We start from the raw sequence: 19807 nt of genomic DNA on the forward strand, positions 1-19807 counted from the left end.
TAAATTACAATTGCATTACCTTTTTTTCTAAAACGGGCCCTAATTCATAAGTGCTCCCAAGTAATTCTTCTTTGATTGGCTTTACTTTTTCAATAATATTATTTGATTTATAAATCATTGCCAAATGATATTGTACTTTAGGTTCAAAAGATTTACCTACAACATATTTTTGGGCAATCTCCAAAGCCATTTTCTTTTGCCCCAAATTCAGATACGACCAAGCCAATAAATCATAGGAATCCGGAGTTGGTCGGTGATCAATTTCGACTTTAGCAATTTCGAGCGCTTTTGAAGCTGTAGCTTTTGTATCGGCATAAATCAAAACATTGTATTTATTGTACATCGCTCCATAATTATACTTCTTGAGCATCGAAAAATAAGCGTTTCTATTCGCTATTTCCTTTGACTTATCTCCACTGAATTGTGCGATTTGCGATTTCAATAAATAAAAATCTGGAGTATCATGTTTTTTGGCTATAGCTGTAATAATTCTATTCGCTTCGGTGGTATTTCGTTCGTGCGAAAAAACAATCCATGCAATCCCTTTCAAGGCATAAGAATAATTAGGATCTATTTCCAGTGTTTTTAAATAACTATCATACGACTCCTGTATTCTGCCCGCATGTCCGTAAAAATCACCCAAATTAGAGTATGACCAGATTTTCAAAACCTTATTATCATCTTTTATTGCTATGTCTCTAGCTTTCTCCATAAAAGTTATTGCGGTTTTTAAATTTCCTTTATAATCATTCCATTTTGCCAAACGAATTAAATAATCATAGTCATTCATATCGCTAATAGCATTCAGATTTTTCAGAGCCTCAGGATAATTACCAACTTCCATTTGCACATCAAACAATAATTTTTGGGTTTCTTTTCGGCCTTCGCCAATGGCCAATGCTTTATTGGCAAGATTCAACGCTTCTTTAAAACGGTGTTGCGAAATATAATTTCGAGCTAACGATCGAATGGTCGATACTCGTGAATATTTATAAGCTTCATTATACTTTGTTAGTAATTCCTCCGATTTGTATAAATCGCTTATGTTTCCTGTATATTGAAATAGAGTACCATAATTGGATGCTAACATACCCAAATACATCGCTTGGTTAGGTGCTTCCTTAATTTTTTTTTGCCAAAAATTAATTTCACGATTGGCAAAATCAACGGATTTGTTCTCTTTCACGTTCATATATTTCTCATAGTCTTCAATTTGAGTAATTTGAGAAGGTTTATTGGTACAACTGATCAGCAGTACAACAAAAAATAATAAGGGTATAATTTTTAAAGTCTTCATAATCTAATTTTGTTTGTTTGTTTGTTTGTCCGTTTTGAAATAAAAAGCAGAGTAAGCAGTCCAAAACCTACTCTGCTTTTTTATAAAATATTACCAAGCAGCTGCTAAGTATGGGAATGAAGCTGTAAATGCTTTATCATTAGCATCAACATGATCTGAAGTAAGTCCTGAATTTGATGTACCCATTGGTCCACCAAAAATCAATAATAACTCTACATCGATAACATCATCAGCTAAAGCTCGTCCAGTCAAAACATTGGTTCCGTCAAAGAAAGTAGTTTTTGCAGTTTTAGAAACATTCAATACATCTGTTGATAAAAGCCCTGTAAATGCTGCAGCATCTTGTCCTAGAGCATTGGTAGTATAACCAGCATTTAGTGCCATCAACCTAGATTGAAAAATGGATTGATATTTGCTCCCCATTGCCGATGGAATAGCTGCATTAAAATCATCCTTGGGTTGTCCAGATGCAATAAAAACTGTGTTAATTGCTGGCCTGGCCATTTGATCTTGTTGTACATAAGTACCCGAAAAATCTATGTTTTGAGTCCCATCACCGCCGTTATCATCATTATTGTCGCAGTTTACCGAAAAAAAAGCGCTTACTAATGCAACAGCTATAATTTTAAATTTATTTGTTTTCATAAGTTTATATTTTAGAATATTGTAAATTAATTATTATTGTTTTTTCTTAGTTTCGGCCCAAACATTTAATGTGGTTGAAGTACCTAACATTGCTTTTGGAACTTCAATAACTATCGAAAGTACGTTCGTTCCTGCAAAAGTATCTGTCCCTGGATTGTTAAAGCCCGTTGCTGTTCCTGCAAGAATAGATTTAAACTGCCCTAAATCAAAGAAAAATGGGTCATCTCTTGGTCCTGCAAAAAACTTCATTCCGTTTTGAGAAGCTGTAACAGGCATGGCGCCATAAGTTGAAATAGCAACTTCTCCCGATGCGGCGCTTGTTTTAATCATACTGGAAGTTCCTGTTGACGTAGGTGCATAAGGCCCAAAGAAGTACATTTTGTCTCCTCTTTTGATCGCCTGGATCACCAAATCTTCCACTTTGTCTCCTGTGTTATCAATATTAACTTCAACCATCACATTTTCTTTGAATGTTGCTGCGCTCGTTGCATTTGGACTTAGGAGCCCTTGTGTATTTACAGCAAAAACCAAATTATTGGTATCTTGACCTTGAAAAGTGTACACATCAGTAATATCTCCTGCGTCACCTGACATTGTTCCTGGAGCATCAATATGATCCGCTGCTACTAAAATTAAGCCTGAAATCACCACTAGTGACAGACCTAAAATCATTTTTGTTTTTTTCATTTTGTTATAATTTAAATGGTTATAGAAGCATTTACGGGATTGGATGTGTTTTGGTTTTAAAAAAGTGAAAAAAAAATTAAATTTTTAATTAAATATTTGATTTACAGTATTTTAAAAACAAAATAAAATCATAATTTTATTTCAAAAAAAATTAAGTTGCTGCATTAATAAATATAATAAGCTATTTATTAATGGAATTGTATATGTTTGTAAGAGCAAAATATATAATATGACGCAAGATGAGTTGTTGGTTTTAATTCACCAGAAAGACGAAAAAGCATTTACCTATCTCTATGATATGTATTCCAAAAGTTTATTCTCGGTAATTAATGTATTAGTAAAAAACAGAGAAGAAGCCGAAGATGTACTTCAGGAAGTATTTATCAAAATATGGAAAAATATCGATTCCTATAACGAAAGTAAAGGAAGATTCTATACTTGGATTCTCAATATTGCGCGAAATACTTCTATAGATAAACTGAGGTCCAAAAATTTTAATGACAGTCAAAAAAACCTTTCTTCCGATAATTTCGTACATCTGTTAGACGACAGTAATAAACTGGTAAACAAAATTGATACCATAGGTATTCACGAATTTGTCAAAAAACTAAAGCCAAAGTGTATCCAGATAATAGACTTACTGTTCTTTAAGGGATATACCCAGCAAGAAGCTTCAGAGGAATTGGCCATTCCACTTGGAACTGTAAAAACACAAAATAGAAATTGTATTAACGATTTAAGACTTTATTTGAAACTATAATGGATACGAAAGAATATATAGAATCAGGCATTTTAGAACTTTATGTATACGGCTTACTCAGTGAAACCGAAAACATTGAAGTTAGTAATATGGCCAAAAATCATCCTGAAATAAATAACGAAATTATAGCCATAGAGAAAGGAATGGTTGCATTATCTTCTAGTTTTTCGCCGTTCCATTCAGTTTCCAATTTTGAAAAAATAAAAGCCAAACTCGAATTAAAACATTCCAATGTCGTGCAAATCAAACCACGAAATTGGTCCAATTATATGGGTTGGGCCGCAGCAATTGTTTTATTGATTGGAATAGGATATCAATACCAACAATTGGGACAAACGAATAACCAAATGGTGACCATTGGAAATGAAAAAGAAAAACTAAGTAAAGAAATACAACTTTTAGAACAAAAAAATAAAAGTGCCGAAACCAGTTTAGCTGTAATAAGAGATGATAAAAATACAGTTGTAGCACTTAGTGGACAAGCCGTAAATCCAAAGTCATTTGCTAAAGTCTATTGGAATAAAGAAACCAAAGATGTTTATGTTGATGCCCGTGGCCTACCCGAACCTCCAAAAGGAATGGTTTATCAAGTTTGGGCTTTAAAACTTAATCCATTGACCCCTACAAGTATTGGACTATTGGAAAATTTCGACCGTAATAGTCAAAAAATATTTGCTGTTGAAAATGCCGACAACGCAGAAGCTTTTGGTATTACATTAGAACCCGCTGGAGGAAGTTTAAGTCCAACAATGGAACAATTATACACTTTAGGAAAAGTATAATTCATATTTTCTCAGTTAAATTATTTGCAATCAAACAAAAAGAAAAATGCTCCTTTTGAGAGCATTTTTCTAATTAAATAACAACCAACCATTCTTAGATTTCCCCATGTAAACTAACTTTAAACCTAACCTCTCAAATTTAAAATTTACAAAATCTAATCAAATCATCTGGTATCAGGTAACAAACTTTATACCAAAACCTCAATTAAAAGCAAATTAAGCCTCTAAAAGACATTATTTTATATAAAAATTAAGTTTAATATTACTTTACTAAAGAATACATTTCAACTTAAAATTTTATATTTTGAATACCATAATCAATTCCATAAACTCATTGCATCCAAATTCAAAAATAACATCTGCTTTATTCTAGATTGATTTAATTGATTTAATAGTAAAAAAAAGATGCTCCAATAGGAGCATCTTACTAACTAACCATAACCGATAACTTTTATAGATAATCTGTAAAAACCAACTTATCAATCTATAAACACTTAGGATAACCAAACCTAATAAAATCATCTTTAATTATTATTTCAAACATTGTGCCAAAATCCAATTAAAAGTAAATAAAACCCACAAACTACATTGTTTTAAAAAAAAGATCAGATTAATATTTCAATAAACTGCTTTAGTCTACCTTTTTTCAAAAAACAAATCGAATACCTAATCTTGTGTCAGTCAAGTCAAACTAGAAAAGCAGAAAGCTGCTTGCATAATTTAGTTACATCATATAAAAAAAGATGCTCCAAAAAGGAGCATCTTACTAACTAATTGTAATCGATAATTCTATAGATATTTAAATGCAAACCAACCTACCAACCTAATTTACAATATCTTGGAGTATAAAATCATCTATAAATCACTTTTCAAACACCATGCCAAAATTCATTTAAAAGCAAATTCTATCTACAAAATACCTATTTTTTAATTAAAAGTAAGTTTTATATTATCGCTAAATAAATAAATAACCATTTTGACATGAAATAAAAAAATAAGGCCCGACTTGATACCGAACCTTACTTGAATACTTATTAATTCTAAAAATTACTTCTTATAAAACTTTCTGTATTTTGGATATGTAATAGCTCCAATTAAAGATATTGTTCCTAAAGAATACCAAATCCAACTCAATGAATGGGCTTCACCGCTTGCATAGGAATGCAATCCCACCAAATGGAAGTTTACCCCATAATAGGTAAACAAAATGGATATAAAAGCAAACATGCTCATTAAATTGAAAGTCCATTTACCTCTTAAAGATGGTACAAATCGAGCATGAATCACAAATGCATAAACCATAATACTGATCAGAGCCCAAGTTTCCTTTGGATCCCACCCCCAATAACGTCCCCAACTTTCATTGGCCCATTGTCCTCCAAGGAAGTTTCCTATAGTCAACATAATCAGACCAATTGTCAGTGACATTTCGTTGATATACGTAATTTCTTTGATATTCAAATCCATTTTGGTTTTGTTCTTTTCATTGGTAAAAAAGATCAAAAGAAGTGACACAAAACCAAGAATCATTCCCAAAGCAAATGGTCCATAACTTGCAACGATAACCGCGACGTGAATCATTAACCAATACGAATTAAGAACAGGTTGCAAGTTTGCAATTTCTGGATCAATCCAGTTTGCATAGGCTGCAGTAAGTATCATCGCGGTCACAAACGCTGCCGAAGCTACCGTTAATTTTGATTTAATGTCAAATGCTAATCCGAAAAACATTGTCGCCCAAGCCACATAGACAATCGCTTCATAGGCATTACTCCAAGGTGCATGTCCCGAAATATACCAGCGCGCTCCTAATGTAATGGTATGCAACAAGAAAAGCACTGCAATAAAAACATGCATTGAATTTACTAAAATATTTAAAATTTTTGACTCTTTGAAGATTTTAAGAATGGTAAAGATCAACATAAATATTGCTGCCAATAAGTAAGCATAAGGCAATTTTTGAAGTAAGTCGTATTTGTTATATGCGATTTCAAGATTAATTTTCTCTTCGCTTGGTCTCACTTTACTTCCAAACTTCTTCTGGAAACCATCAATACTTCCTAATAATTCATCGGCAGTTTTGTAATTTTTGGATTCAATAGCATGGCCTAATGTTCCGAAATAAAGTGGTAAAATACTTTTAGTATAAGTGGAATCCATTCCTTTCATACCCGCATGTTCGAGTTCCAAATATGAAATCCATTTATTGCCAAGATCATTTGGTATCGGAAAAATTCTCAATATACTTCCGCTCAAAGCAGATTCCATTAAATTTACTTTCTTATCCGTTTCTACAAAATCTTTCTCAAACTGATTTGGATTCCCGGCTTTGTAGGCCGCATCAAGATATGGTGACAATTTATAATTTCCTTTTTCGTCAAAGAAAGAGATAAAAGGTGCATATTGATCTTTGGAATCAATTCCGATAATCTTACGAATACTATCATTTCCGGATTTAATATAGATAAGTGGAATTTCAATCCACAATTGCGCACTTTGTGTCATTGACAAAAATACCTGATCGGAATTCATTCCGTTATAAGTATCGGAATGACTTACTTTTCGCAACAATTCTGAAGAGAAAGTATTGATTGGTTTCATTCTACCGCCAGCATCCTGAATAATCAGTCTGCCAAACTTTGCTGCATGTTCCGGAGACACCGTAAAAGCCGTCAATAGCGAATCCAATTGTTTTTGCGTTGGTTTTATTCTAACGTGGCCCGTGTTTTCAGCATGTGAATCTCCTGTCTTTTCATTAGAATGATCATGATTATGTTCTTGTGCAAAACCAGTCAAACTAAATAACAAAATCAAAATTGTCAATAGTTTTGCTTTTTTATCTTTTACTACATCCAATTTTCTTTTCAAATCAGCAAAACGGGAATGTTTGGTAAACATAATAGCCATCATACTAAAAAACAGTAAAAAGTATCCTAAATAAGTAATTGTTGTTCCCCAATAATCGTGATTTACAGATAATACTGTTCCTTTTTCGTCTGGATCAAATGAAGACTGAAAAAAGCGATAACCCTCATGATCTAATACGTGATTCATGTAAATTCTGGCATCAAATGGTTTCGTCGAATCCTGAACAGTAACTTGGCTTTCAAAAGAAGAATAGCTTTTCTCAGTTCCTGGATATTTTTGAGCAATAAAATCATTTAGTTTTATCTTAAATGGTAGGACATAAGCTTTGCTTCCGAAGAAAAAAGTATATTCATTCGCCCCAATTTTAACTGTTTTAGAATCTCCAATTTTTCCTTTGGAACCTGTTAAAGTTATGGTTTCTTCTTTTCCATTGGCGCTAAGCATCACTACCAATGCGTCTTCATGATTCTTTTCTTTAAAATCATTTTTGGATTCATAGTCGATTACTCCCGTAACTGCAGGCTCTGGAAATACAAAGCGAATATCTCCAATGCTATATAATGAGCGCATCATTAAAGGCTGGACAATATCTTTTACCACTTTTCCTTGCAGTTTATCAGCCATTCGCATAAAATCTCCTTCAAAAGGCATTTGAATAGTATAACTTTCTCCTGTAGTATTTATATTGATAGCTCCCTCTGTAAATTTATTCAGCGCAAAAAGAACATTGTGAATGTTTTGAACTTCACCTGATTTAAGAAAATGTTCTTCACGACCACCATCGCCAGCTTCAACGAGTTTAAAATACAAACTTCCTTTTGAGTCTGGTTTAACGTATTCTTTGGCTCCCATAATAAAATTTTTATAGTGCACCTCAAATGGATTTCCTGCAAATTCACCTGTCATTTTAAAATCATTGTCGGTTACTGGCGACAATAAAAGAGGCTTCTCGAAAACCCTACGCTTCATTTCGCCTTTGTATTCTCCATCAACAAAAAGAGTCAGAAATGTCTTATCGGAATAAAATTGATTTTCGGCAGCACCTTCTCGGATAGGCATCATTCCTTCAAAACTAATGTAACGCGTTATAAAAGCTCCAGCTATAATAAATATAAAAGCCAAATGAAGTGTCAAAGTCGCCCATTTTTCTTTTTTAAACAACTGATAACGCTTGATGTTGCCAATGAAATTAATCATAAAAAATCCCATGATAGCTTCAAACCACCAAGTATTATAAACTAAAATTCGAGCTGTATCGGTATTGTATTTGCTTTCGATAAAAGTTCCTGTACCCATTGCAATTGCAAAAGTCAAGAATAATAAAGCCATCAATCGGGTAGAAAATAGGACAGAGAATAATTTTTTATCCATTTGGAAGTAGATTTCGTTTTAATAAAGTGTCGCAAAAGTACTCAAAATTGTCCACTTGTTTAAGGACTTAATTGTTAATTAAATCCAAAATTAAGTGTCTTTTTTTAGAGAAAAAGCAATAAACCATGGATATGCCAGTTATATGTGAGATTAAAAAATTGAAACCAACTCAACATTTTTTTTGCTAATTTTGCCAAATGATTAAAATAACGATTATTGGTTCTGGAAATGTCGCGCAACACCTGATTGATGCTTTCGCAAAAAGCAATGAGGTGGAAATCATACAAGTTTTTTCAAGAACCCAAAGCCACATTATTCCCAATTTTGATTCCAATAAAATAACCAATGATTGGAATGCTTTGACGGAAGCAGACTTGTACATCATTGCCGTTTCTGACGATGCTATTTCCAGCGTTTCGTCCAAGTTGCCTTTCGAAAATCGGTTAGTCGTTCATACTTCAGGAAGCGCACCTTTGGCTTTGCTGAATGACAAGAATCGAAAAGGTGTTTTTTATCCGTTACAAACTTTTACCAAAGGAAAACCAATTGATTTTAAAACAATCCCTTTTTGTTTAGAAACACAGTTTGAAAACGATTATGCCCTCTTGGAAAAAGTAGCACAAACTATTTCTGACAATGTATACAAAATCGATTCCCACCAACGCAAAGCTTTGCACGTTGCTGCTGTTTTTGTAAATAATTTCACTAATTATTTGTACCAATTAGGAAGCGAAATTTGCCAGGAAAACCATGTTCCTTTCGACATTTTAAAACCATTGATTCTGGAAACTGCAGAAAAACTTTTGACACTTTCTCCAAAAGATGCTCAAACGGGTCCTGCAAAACGCAATGACATTTCGACAATTGAAGCACATGAATCTTTTTTGTCAAATGAAAATCAATCTACAATTTATAAAATATTAACCCAATCTATACAAAATCATGGCAAAAAGCTATAAAGAAATAATGAATGATATTACTACGTTTGTGTTTGACGTAGATGGAGTACTTACAGACGGTTCTGTTTTTGTTACCAATGAAGGAGAGATGCTAAGAACCATGAGCATTCGCGATGGTTATGCAATGAAAGCTGCCATCGAAAGTGGTTACCATGTGTGCATTATTTCGGGTGGAAGCAACGAAGGTGTAAGAGTGAGACTTGGTAATCTAGGAATTACGGATATCCATTTAGGCACTCCCGATAAAGTAGAAACGTTCAAAGAATACACTGATGTTTATGGCATCAACCCAGAACATGTTTTATATATGGGTGATGACATTCCGGATTATCATGTTATGAAATTGGTGGGATTACCTACTTGCCCTCAAGATGCAAGCCCCGAAATCAAAGCTATTTCAAGCTATATTTCTCATATAAAAGGTGGCAAAGGCGCCGCTCGTGATGTAATTGAGCAAGTGATGAAAGTACAAGGGAAATGGATGGCTTATTTTGACGGGAAACTTGATTAAAAATTGCAGAATTAAGACTGCCGATTTTAGATTTTAGAAAATCGAATAAAGATAATAGACAAGAGATTTTGGATTTTGGAAATGAAAGATTAGGTTTTAAAATACATAATTTGATTATTCTTTCCTTTTTTGGGGATTATGATAACAAAGCCAAAATTCCTTCCTTAGCCCCGATAGAAGTGAATATCCTTTTTATTTTTCCTTTAAAAATAAAAAGATTGTAACGGATAGCGGGACGATGTTTCCTAAAACACCAAATATCTCTGCTCCAAAACTAATAACTAATTAAAATGAAATACCTCAAACTAATACGTTACCAAAACCTGTTGATGCTTGCTTTGATGCAACTGCTTTTTCGATATGGTTTTTTGAATTATCAAAGCATCCCTTTGGCGCTTAATGACTGGCAATACTTTTTATTGGTATTTGCAACGGTTATGATTGCTGCTGGAGGTTATGTGATTAACAACATCATGGATCAGGCTACCGATAATGACAATAAACCCAATCAGGTTGTTGTGGGTAAAAGCATATCCGAAACCAGTGCTTACAATGTTTATTTTACTTGTACCGTTTTGGGAGTTGTGGCTGGATTTTATTTATCGAATGTAATTGAGAAACCTGGATTTGCGGCTATCTTCATAATCATTTCGGCCACCTTATATCTTTATGCGACGAGTCTGAAACAGATGTTACTTATAGGAAACTTTATTGTCGCATTTTTATTAGCTTTCAGTGTGCTTATCATCGGAATCTTCGACCTATTGCCAGTTATCAATCCTGGAAACAGAGTGATAATGGCGGACTTATTTTCTATTCTTTTGGACTATGCACTATTTGCTTTTGTGATTAATTTTATCAGAGAAATAGTAAAGGATCTCGAAGATGTAAATGGCGATTACAATCAGGGAATGAATACTTTGCCTATTGCTTTGGGCATTGACAGAACATCCAAATTAGTGTTGGTTTTGAGTCTGATTCCATTGGTTATGGTGATATTTTATATCAAAAACTATTTTTTTGCATTTGATTTATACTTAGCAACATTATATGCCTTAATAAGTATCGTTGCTCCATTAATTTATTTTGCAGTAAAAATGCTGGATGCCAAAAAAAGCCAAGATTTTAATCATTTGAGCATTGTTTTAAAATTAATTATTTTATTTGGATTGTTCTCAATTGCCATTGTTACCTATAATATTTTACACCATGCTTAAAGAAAAACTCAAAAAATACAAACTAATATTAGCTTCCGGTTCACCTAGAAGACAGCAATTTTTCAAAGATTTAGACTTAGATTTTGAAATTCGATTGAAAGAAATCGAAGAAGTTTTTCCTCCCGAATTGAAAGCCGAGGAAATTACTAATTATCTTGCACAACTGAAAGCCAGTGCTTTTGAAGGAGAATTGCAAAACAATGAAATTTTAATCACAAGTGATACTATCGTTTGGCATAATAATTGCCCTTTAGGTAAACCTAAGGATCATCATGATGCTTTTGAAATATTGAAATCACTATCAAATGCTACGCACGAAGTCATTACTTCTGTATGTTTCAAGACAAATTTGTCTACAAATTTGATATATGAAACAACAAAAGTTACCTTCAATGCGTTAACTGATGAAGCTATTCTTTATTATTTGGAAAATTATAAACCGTATGATAAAGCTGGGGCTTATGGAATTCAGGAATGGATTGGTTTTATTGGAGTTTCAAAAATTGAAGGTTCTTATGCCAATGTTATGGGAATGCCTACAGATAAAGTATATGAATATTTAAACAATTTATAAAAAAATATAAAAAATTAATGGATTTTTTTGATCAATATCTTAAAGAGCAGATAAGTACTGGAGTATTGATCTTGATTGTTATTTTGTCCCGTACTGTCGTTTCAAAATTAGTGAGACGATATGCCAAGACAAGCCAGATTATTGAAAGAAGAACCAATCTGGTCATCAAATACATTAATATCCTTATTAACATATTGGCTTTAATCACCCTGATATTAATTTGGGGAGTTCAAGCCAAAGATATTTTCATTACAATTTCGTCAATTGCCACGGTAATTGGAGTAGCGATGTTTGCACAATGGTCTATCTTGAGTAATATTACTTCAGGAATTATTTTATTTTTTTCGTTTCCATTCAAGATAGGAGACGTTATATTAATCCATGATAAAGATTATCTTGTGGAAGGTGAAATAGAAGATATTGGTGCTTTTCATGTAACAATACGTTCAAAAGAGGGAGAAGTGGTTATTTATCCGAATAACTTATTCTTCCAAAAAGGAATTTCAATTATTAAAAAACCTACTAACAATAATAATGATTTTACCGATTAACGGTCAAATAAATATTATTTTCTAAAATTTAACCCAACTCTAAATTTAAATACAATGAAAACAATTAAATTATTTATTATCGCAATCCTGTTTTTTGCGGGAAGCTCAACTCAGGCACAAGTTGCCGTTGATGTAAACATAGGAACGCCAAACGTAAATGTACATGTAGGAACACCTCCTCCTCCAGCCCCTGCTCCCATTCCTGTTTGGGGACCTGTTGGTTATGACGAAGTGGAATATTACTATTTGCCAGATATTCAAGTTTACTATGACATAAGATTGGCACAGTATATTTATTTTGGAAATGGAAAATGGATTCGTTCCAGATATTTACCAACCTATTGTAGAGACTACGACTTATATCATGGTTACAAAGTAGTTTTGACTGATTATCATGGTCATTCTCCTTATACTTATTTCAATACTCACAAAGTGAAATACTACAAAGGTTACAAGGGAAAACCTCAAAAAAGTAGAGGTGAATACAAAGTTCGTTATGAAGATAATGACCATGACCATCATGATAATGACCATCATGATAATGGTAATCATGGAGGGAAAGGCCATAATGGAAATGGCAAAGGAGGCAAGCATTAATCTTATATTTCCTTTTAAAAAACAATGAACTTTTAGAATTCAAAAAGCTGCAACATTTAACCTGTTGCAGCTTTTTATTTTAAACAAAATATTAATTTTTTAAATATTTATCCAACCACTCGAATATAGTTTTAAAGACAATATCCCGTACTGGCTTTCTGGACAATACCAAATCGTGTATAGCATTTCTGAAGCCTATAACTTCTTTGTGTGGCGAATCAATAAATTTTGCTTTTTGGGTAATATCATCAACATTCAAAATAGCATCTCCCTCAAACATTTCTTCTCCCCAATGCTTTGGGTTTACTGATTTAATAGAATGCAAAATCAATATCGGTTTATGCACCGAAATACCATTTGCAATTTTCAAATGCCCGTCGTGTATAGCATTTATCCATCCCGCATTGATTGAAGGCGCAACGTGAGGTTTCCATTGCAAATTATAATCCCATTCCCCAAAATCGTTCTTATGTAGACTTTTGCCGTAAAATTTTGAAAACCCGATGGGTAAAGCAATATTTGGATTTAATCTACCCAAAAATGAAAGCACAGGAATAACCGTTTTCTTTTGAATCCAAGGAACATTAAAATCATAGAAAGGACTATTGCAGACCAGTACATCAAAAAATGCCTTCTCTTTACGATCCGAAGCATACAAGGTTATAATCAATCCGCCTGTAGAATGGCCGTACAAAACTATTTTTTGACTGCCTTCTTCTCTTATAGTAGCCAATGCGCGGTCAATATCTTCATAATATTCGGATAAGTCTCTCATATTATTTGCCCTATGGTTTTGCAGAATAGATCTACCGTATTTCCTTAAATCCAAGGCATAAAAATGATAACCTTTCTTCAAAAATTCTTCGGCTATAACATCTTGAAAAAAATAATCATTAAAACCATGAATACATAAAATGGCTTTAGTAGCTTTTGAAGAACCTCTTTTTCGAATAAGTGTTGTGGTAACTTTACCTTCAAAATCATTGGGTTGAATTATGGTCATTTGCTCAAAACCATTTTTCAAAACATCTTCCTCGTATTGCATATTCATTTTGGTTAGGTTAATTGTAGACAAAGGGACAATTTCAAATTCTAATGAATGTTTTCATTATAACATTCTCAAATTTAGCATTCTAATTTTAAATAATTAACATAGAAAACTAATATTTTATTTCAAATTTGTTAGTCTCTAAGTCACATATTTTTTGAAAAAATATTCTAATAAATATCAAACATTAACATAACTTTTGGAATTATAGCTAAATATTCCGATTATTTAATTAGTATTTTTGGACTTGAACTAATACTTACAATCCTGTTTTTATTTTAGAAATAATAAATCTTGTTATATGCGAAAGCTTTTTTTTAAATCATTTTTAGTTTTAGTACTTTCTATACAAATAACATACGCACAAAAACCTCAAAAACCGAATTCAGCCGAAATCTACAATCAAATTCAGAAGCTTAATTTTCTGGGGACTGTACTTTATATCGCCGCACATCCTGATGATGAAAACACCCGTTTAATTTCATATATGGCAAATGAAATTCATGCAAGAACTGGCTATTTATCATTAACCAGAGGAGATGGCGGTCAAAATTTAATTGGGCCACAATTACGTGAACTACTTGGTGTCATAAGAACGCAAGAACTACTAGAAGCAAGAAAAATTGATGGAGGAGAACAGTTTTTTTCCAGAGCCAATGATTTTGGTTATTCCAAAAACCCAGAAGAAACATTACAAATTTGGGACAAGGAAAAAGTGTTGGCAGACCTTGTTTGGACGATTCGAAAATTCCAGCCCGATGTCATTATCAATCGCTTTGACCATCGTTCACCCGGAACTACTCATGGGCATCACACCTCCTCGGCAATGCTTAGTGTAGAAGGTTTTGATTTAGCCAATAATCCTGCTTCTTTTCCAGAACAATTACAACTAGTACAACTTTGGCAACCCAAACGTGTTTTTTTTAATACTTCATGGTGGTTTTATGGAAGCAAAGAAAAATTTGATGCGGCCAATAAAAGCAATTTAGTTTCAATTTCAACTGGAGTTTATTACCCTACTCTAGGAAAATCCAATCAGGAAATAGCGGCTTTAAGTCGTAGTAGCCATAAATCACAAGGATTTGGAAGCACAGGAACTCGTGGTGAAGACACTGAATATCTGGAATTTCTAAAAGGTGAATCCTTAAAAGACAAATCATCTATTTTTGAAGGAATCGATACGAGTTGGAACCGTGTAAGAGGCGGAAAACCAATAGGAGAATTGATTACCGTTATTGCCAATCAATATGATTTTAAAAATCCATCGGCTAGTATTCCAAATTTAGTAAAAGTCTATACTATGATTCAAGCTTTGGATGAAAACCATTGGAAAACAGTGAAATCTGAAGAAATAAAAAAAATCATCTCAGCTTGTTCCGGTTTGTATTTGGAAGCTGTTTCCAACTCGCAAGAAGCAACTCCGGGAAGTATTGTAAAACTGAATTTGGAAGCTATAAATAGAAGTCCCGTAGCCATGCAATTAGCAAGTGTTACGACTCTACCCGACCAAAAAAACACTGTATTGAACACCGATTTAAAGAACAATACACTACAAAGCAGTGCACTCGAATTACAGTTACCCCAATCCATAAACTACACGCAACCTTATTGGTTAAAAGAAAAAGGAACAGTAGGATTGTACACTGTGGAAGATCAAAAAAACATTGGAATTCCTGACATTATTAGGGAAGCCAAAGTGATTTTTAATATAAAAATTAATGGTATTGAAATCCCTTTTGAAAGAACTATCGTTTACAAATACAACGATGATGTAAAAGGTGAAATGTATAATTTCTTGGATATTGTTCCCGAAATAACAACAACGATTCAAGATAAAGTACTGCTTTTCCCAGATACTAAACCCAAATATGTTGGTGTAACGATAAAGGCAGGGAAAAATGAACTTAAAGGCGATTTAAAATTGGATTTGCCAAAAGAGTGGAAAGTTTCTCCACAGTCTATTTCTTTTCAATTGGACAAAAAAGGAATGGAACAAACCCTTTATTTTGAAATTACGCCTCCAGCACAAATGAGTGAAATTGTTGGAAAAAGTATTGCTACAATTGATGGAGTTCCATTCGATAAGGAGCAAATTAATATTAATTATGATCATATTACTAAACAGCAGATTTTAAAAACGTCTGAGGTAAAGTGCATGCGATTTGATTTGAAAACCAACGAGGAAAAAATCGCCTATATCATGGGAGCTGGTGACGAAGTCCCAAAAAGTTTGACTCAAATGGGTTACAAAGTGACCCTCCTAAAACCGGAAGATATTACTCCAGAGAGACTTGACACTTTTGATGTTGTCATGACTGGGGTACGCGCTTACAATACTATTGACGCGTTGGCAAACAAACAAGATATTTTATTTGATTTTGTAAAAGGTGGAAAAACAATGATTGTGCAATACAACACTAACAGGGATTTAGTAACATCCAAAATTGCTCCTTATCCCCTAACAATTTCGAACGATCGAGTAACTGAAGAAAATGCCGAAGTCCGTTTTCTTGCACCAAATCATCCTGCTTTGAATTATCCAAATACAATTACCCAAAGTGATTTTAAAGGCTGGAAACAGGAACAAGGATTGTATTATCCGAAGGATTTTGACAAAGCCTTCACTCCTATTCTTTCCTCAAACGATAAAGGCGAAAGTGCAAAAGATGGTGCTTTGTTAATTGCTCCGTACGGAAAAGGAAATTATATTTATACAGGTCTGAGTCTTTTTAGAGAATTACCGGAAGGTGTTCCCGGAGCCTATAAATTGTTATCAAATATGATTTCAATAAAATCTTCCGTAAGCATTCCTAACCAAAAAATGAAACCTTAAAAACAAAAAACATGGATTCAAAAAAACCTAAAATCTGGTCAAAAGACTATACCTTAGTTCTGGTTGCCAATGCCCTGTTTATCATTATTTTTTATTTAATTATGAAATTATACTCTTAACCTATGCAATTATTTGACTGGATTGTACTGATAGTAACACTATTATTTATTGTAATTTATGGTGCTTGGAAAACACGAGGCAGCAAAAACGTTGAGGATTATATTCTGGGCAACAACGAAACTCCTTGGTTTACCGTTGGACTTTCAGTTATGGCCACACAGGCCAGTGCCATTACTTTCCTTTCTACGCCAGGTCAGGCTTATCATGACGGAATGGGGTTTGTACAATTCTATTTTGGATTACCTATTGCAATGGTGGTAATCTGCCTCACTTTTATACCTATATATCACAAATACAAAGTCTATACAGCTTATGAATATTTAGAAAAAAGATTTGACTTAAAAACCCGTTCCTTGGCTGCTGTTTTATTTTTGGTTCAAAGAGGTTTAGGAACAGGAATTACCATTTATGCTCCCTCTATCATTTTATCGGCACTATTGGGTTGGAATCTAACGTATATGAATATCATTATCGGTATTTTGGTTATCATTTATACCTTTTCGGGAGGAACAAAAGCTGTAAATGTCACTCAAAAACAACAAATGTTCGTAATTTTATCTGGGATGCTGATTACTTTTTTTCTTATTCTCGATTATCTGCCTAATGACATGACTTTTGACAATGCCTTGCATATTGCTGGCGCGAATCAAAAAATGAATATCGTGAATTTCTCTTTTGATTTGGATGAAAAATACACTTTTTGGAGCGGAATTACAGGTGGCTTCTTTCTTGCCTTAGCCTATTTTGGAACCGATCAATCACAGGTTGGCCGTTATTTGTCTGGAAGATCCGTTCGCGAAAGTCAAATGGGATTAATCATGAACGGACTTTTAAAAGTGCCCATGCAATTCTTAATTTTATTAACTGGAGTAATGGTTTTTGTCTTTTTTCAATTCAATGAAACGCCTTTGAACTTTAACCCAAACAATAAAATCACTGTTGAAAACTCAAAATACAAAGGCGAATATCAAAATTTACAGAAAGATTTAAACAAATTATCCGAAGATGAAAAAGTCGTAAATCTATTATACATAGATCAACTCAATCAGGATTATGACAATCCTACCCTTCGAAAAGAGTTAGTCGATTTGGCACTCAAAGAAAAAGAATTAAGGGCAAAGGCCAGAGAAATAATTTCAAAAGCGGATAACAAAGCCGAAACAAACGATAAGGATTATGTCTTTTTCTATTTCATACTCCACTATTTGCCAAAAGGTCTTATTGGTTTATTGCTGGCAGTAATCATTTCAGCAGCTATGTCTTCTACCGCATCGGGTCTTAATGCATTGGCTTCAACAACGGCTATTGATATTTACAAACGCAATGTCAAAGAAGAAAAATCTGAGAGACATTATCTGAAGGTATCTAAACTTTTCACTCTAATGTGGGGAATCATTGCCATCGCATTTGCTTGCATTGCTACTCTTTTTGAAAATTTAATCCAACTCGTAAATATTATTGGTTCTATATTTTACGGTACTGTTTTAGGTATTTTCCTTGTTGGCTTTTATACTAAAAAAATACGCGGAAAATCAATTTACTACAGTGCTATAATTAGTCAAATCACTATTTTTATCATATATTATTTCACCAACTTTATCTATCCAAGCGGGGCTGAAAAACTAGGCTATTTATGGCTCAATTTTATTGGGGCATTACTCACTATAGTGTTATCTTATTTGTTACAAACTACTATTTTTAAAACCGAAGAACAAACAACATTGGCAGAAAATATAGCTTCATAAAATTTTTAATAAATCCCGTTTCTTCATGATTCGGGATTCTTAACATAATCATCTTTGGAGATACATAACAATGCATCTCTACTACACAATACATTACAATATTTTCTTAAAATTATTTATAAAAAAATAATACAAATAGTATTAAAATATAATTTAAAAAAATCTAAATTTGATGCTTCAAATTATAACCAAACTATTTAGTAATGAAATCAATAAAACTTATTTGCTTAGTGTTCTTTTTTCAATTACTCTGCAGTAATACTACCTATGCTCAATTTGGTATTTCAACTGATTTATTAAAACTTGGAGCTTCAACACTTGGAATTGACAAACTGTTCAAAAAACCTGCAGCCATAACAACTGCGTTTGAAGATGTAAATAAAGAGGGCTCACAAATGCCAAATTTTTTTAAATTAGAAGTTGCCCAGCCATTATATTTATTGCCTAAAGCTCCCAATGGAGGATTTATACTCTGTGCCGGTTATTATGAAATGACAAACAAAAGTTATTGTTTACATGCGGGAACATTTGCCCCTTCTAAAGGAGATGGCTATATGTATGCGCCTACTAACGGGTCCAAAAAAGAAATTGTTACAGCTATTTTAAAAAGTGCAGAAAATCATCCCGAAATACAGCAACATGATATCCAAATATTATTATGGGCAATTATTGCCAAAACAAAATTCATTGATTTTAGTAATGAAGTAAAACTAACAGCGATAACCCTACTTACCAAAAAACAATTAACGCAACTGGAAGATGGTGCGTTAGGTTTTTTACCCGATGATGTTATCAATCAAGCCAAAGCAAAATTACCCGAAAGTGTACAAACTGTCTTTGAAGCCGAAAACAACATTCGTGGCTTAATAACTTCCGGAAACTACACCTATCAAGAAATGGAAAAATATGCTATTCTTGCTGGTTTTGCACCTCCAAGAACGGATTATCCAAGCGGTATATGGACTTTGCACCCTGATGGTTATTATGTTCGATATATTCCTTCAGGTTACTCAGTTACCAAAGTTCAAATCTATGTTCCCAAAGAGCTTATCATTAGTTTAAAAGGAAAAATCCTTATTTATGACGCAACCAATGACATTGCATGTCCAGCAAATACAGGTTCGCAAAGATTGGCACAAACTAATGAACCTTTAAATCCAGATTATTCAATTATACTAAAAACCTTATGCGATGGTGTAAATTAATATTAAAACAGTTTATTAAAAAATCCCGTTTCGCCTT

The 19807-nt window shown here is 33.2% G+C and carries 14 protein-coding genes and 1 pseudogene; 11 read left to right on the forward strand and 4 right to left on the reverse strand.

Annotated elements, in window-relative coordinates:
* Positions 1 to 4 precede the first annotated feature (4 nt).
* Together DOS84_RS02725 and DOS84_RS19485 are read right to left on the reverse strand one after the other, a co-directional pair.
* A complete protein-coding gene (locus tag DOS84_RS02725) occupies positions 5 to 1297 on the reverse strand; it encodes a tetratricopeptide repeat protein (protein ID WP_111408588.1) in 1293 nt (430 codons plus the stop codon).
* Between the two features lie 90 nt (positions 1298 to 1387).
* Positions 1388 to 2629 (reverse strand): annotated as a pseudogene (locus DOS84_RS19485) (DUF4331 family protein).
* A 229-nt stretch (positions 2630 to 2858) separates the two neighbouring features.
* On the opposite strand from DOS84_RS19485, the gene DOS84_RS02740 reads away from it, so the two are divergent.
* Both DOS84_RS02740 and DOS84_RS02745 read left to right on the forward strand, forming a co-directional pair.
* The gene (locus DOS84_RS02740; protein WP_111408591.1) at positions 2859 to 3389 is read left to right on the forward strand and encodes an RNA polymerase sigma factor; all 531 of its coding nucleotides are present in this window, start codon (positions 2859 to 2861) and stop codon (positions 3387 to 3389) included.
* Entirely contained in the window at positions 3389 to 4171 is a 783-nt protein-coding gene (locus tag DOS84_RS02745; RefSeq protein ID WP_111408592.1) for an anti-sigma factor, read from the forward strand. Before DOS84_RS02740 ends, DOS84_RS02745 begins: the two co-directional genes overlap by 1 nt.
* Before the next feature lie 1047 nt (positions 4172 to 5218).
* Here the strand turns inward: DOS84_RS02745 and DOS84_RS02750 are convergent.
* On the reverse strand, positions 5219 to 8410 hold the full coding sequence (locus tag DOS84_RS02750; protein WP_111408593.1) for a cytochrome c biogenesis protein CcsA: 3192 nt from the start codon (positions 8408 to 8410) through the stop codon (positions 5219 to 5221).
* A 197-nt stretch (positions 8411 to 8607) separates the two neighbouring features.
* Here DOS84_RS02750 and DOS84_RS02755 point away from each other — a divergent pair, with 197 nt between their 5' ends.
* The 6 genes from DOS84_RS02755 (at position 8608) to DOS84_RS02780 (ending at position 12819) form a co-directional block, all read left to right on the forward strand.
* Positions 8608 to 9369, forward strand: coding sequence for a Rossmann-like and DUF2520 domain-containing protein (locus tag DOS84_RS02755; protein WP_111408594.1), 762 nt, complete (start codon positions 8608 to 8610; stop codon positions 9367 to 9369).
* A complete protein-coding gene (locus DOS84_RS02760; RefSeq protein WP_111408595.1) occupies positions 9353 to 9880 on the forward strand; it encodes a KdsC family phosphatase in 528 nt (175 codons plus the stop codon). The genes DOS84_RS02755 and DOS84_RS02760 overlap by 17 nt, the downstream gene beginning before the upstream one ends.
* A gap of 290 nt (positions 9881 to 10170) precedes the next feature.
* Entirely contained in the window at positions 10171 to 11097 is a 927-nt protein-coding gene (locus DOS84_RS02765) for a geranylgeranylglycerol-phosphate geranylgeranyltransferase (protein WP_111408596.1), read from the forward strand.
* Complete coding sequence (locus tag DOS84_RS02770) at positions 11090 to 11671, forward strand: Maf family nucleotide pyrophosphatase (RefSeq protein ID WP_111408597.1); 582 nt, start codon at positions 11090 to 11092, stop codon at positions 11669 to 11671. The genes DOS84_RS02765 and DOS84_RS02770 overlap by 8 nt, the downstream gene beginning before the upstream one ends.
* A gap of 17 nt (positions 11672 to 11688) precedes the next feature.
* Positions 11689 to 12222: a mechanosensitive ion channel domain-containing protein gene (locus tag DOS84_RS02775; RefSeq protein ID WP_111408598.1), complete on the forward strand. Its 534-nt coding sequence runs from the start codon at positions 11689 to 11691 to the stop codon at positions 12220 to 12222.
* A gap of 54 nt (positions 12223 to 12276) precedes the next feature.
* Entirely contained in the window at positions 12277 to 12819 is a 543-nt protein-coding gene (locus DOS84_RS02780) for a hypothetical protein (protein ID WP_111408599.1), read from the forward strand.
* 91 nt (positions 12820 to 12910) lie between these two features.
* Here the strand turns inward: DOS84_RS02780 and DOS84_RS02785 are convergent, their stop codons facing one another.
* A complete protein-coding gene (locus DOS84_RS02785; RefSeq protein WP_111408600.1) occupies positions 12911 to 13870 on the reverse strand; it encodes an alpha/beta hydrolase in 960 nt (319 codons plus the stop codon).
* A 298-nt stretch (positions 13871 to 14168) separates the two neighbouring features.
* Between DOS84_RS02785 and DOS84_RS02790 the strand changes: the two genes are divergently transcribed.
* The 3 genes from DOS84_RS02790 to DOS84_RS02800 all read left to right on the forward strand — a co-directional run bounded on the left by DOS84_RS02790 (position 14169) and on the right by DOS84_RS02800 (position 19770).
* Positions 14169 to 16700 carry a PIG-L family deacetylase gene (locus DOS84_RS02790; RefSeq protein WP_111408601.1) on the forward strand — a complete coding sequence of 844 codons (2532 nt, stop codon included), beginning with the start codon at positions 14169 to 14171 and terminating at the stop codon, positions 16698 to 16700.
* A gap of 122 nt (positions 16701 to 16822) precedes the next feature.
* On the forward strand, positions 16823 to 18565 hold the full coding sequence (locus DOS84_RS02795; protein WP_111408602.1) for a sodium:solute symporter family transporter: 1743 nt from the start codon (positions 16823 to 16825) through the stop codon (positions 18563 to 18565).
* A gap of 203 nt (positions 18566 to 18768) precedes the next feature.
* Entirely contained in the window at positions 18769 to 19770 is a 1002-nt protein-coding gene (locus DOS84_RS02800; protein ID WP_111408603.1) for a hypothetical protein, read from the forward strand.
* Positions 19771 to 19807 lie beyond the last annotated feature (37 nt).

Origin of the sequence: Flavobacterium aquariorum (genome assembly GCF_003254745.1) — a bacterium.
GTDB lineage: Bacteria > Bacteroidota > Bacteroidia > Flavobacteriales > Flavobacteriaceae > Flavobacterium > Flavobacterium aquariorum.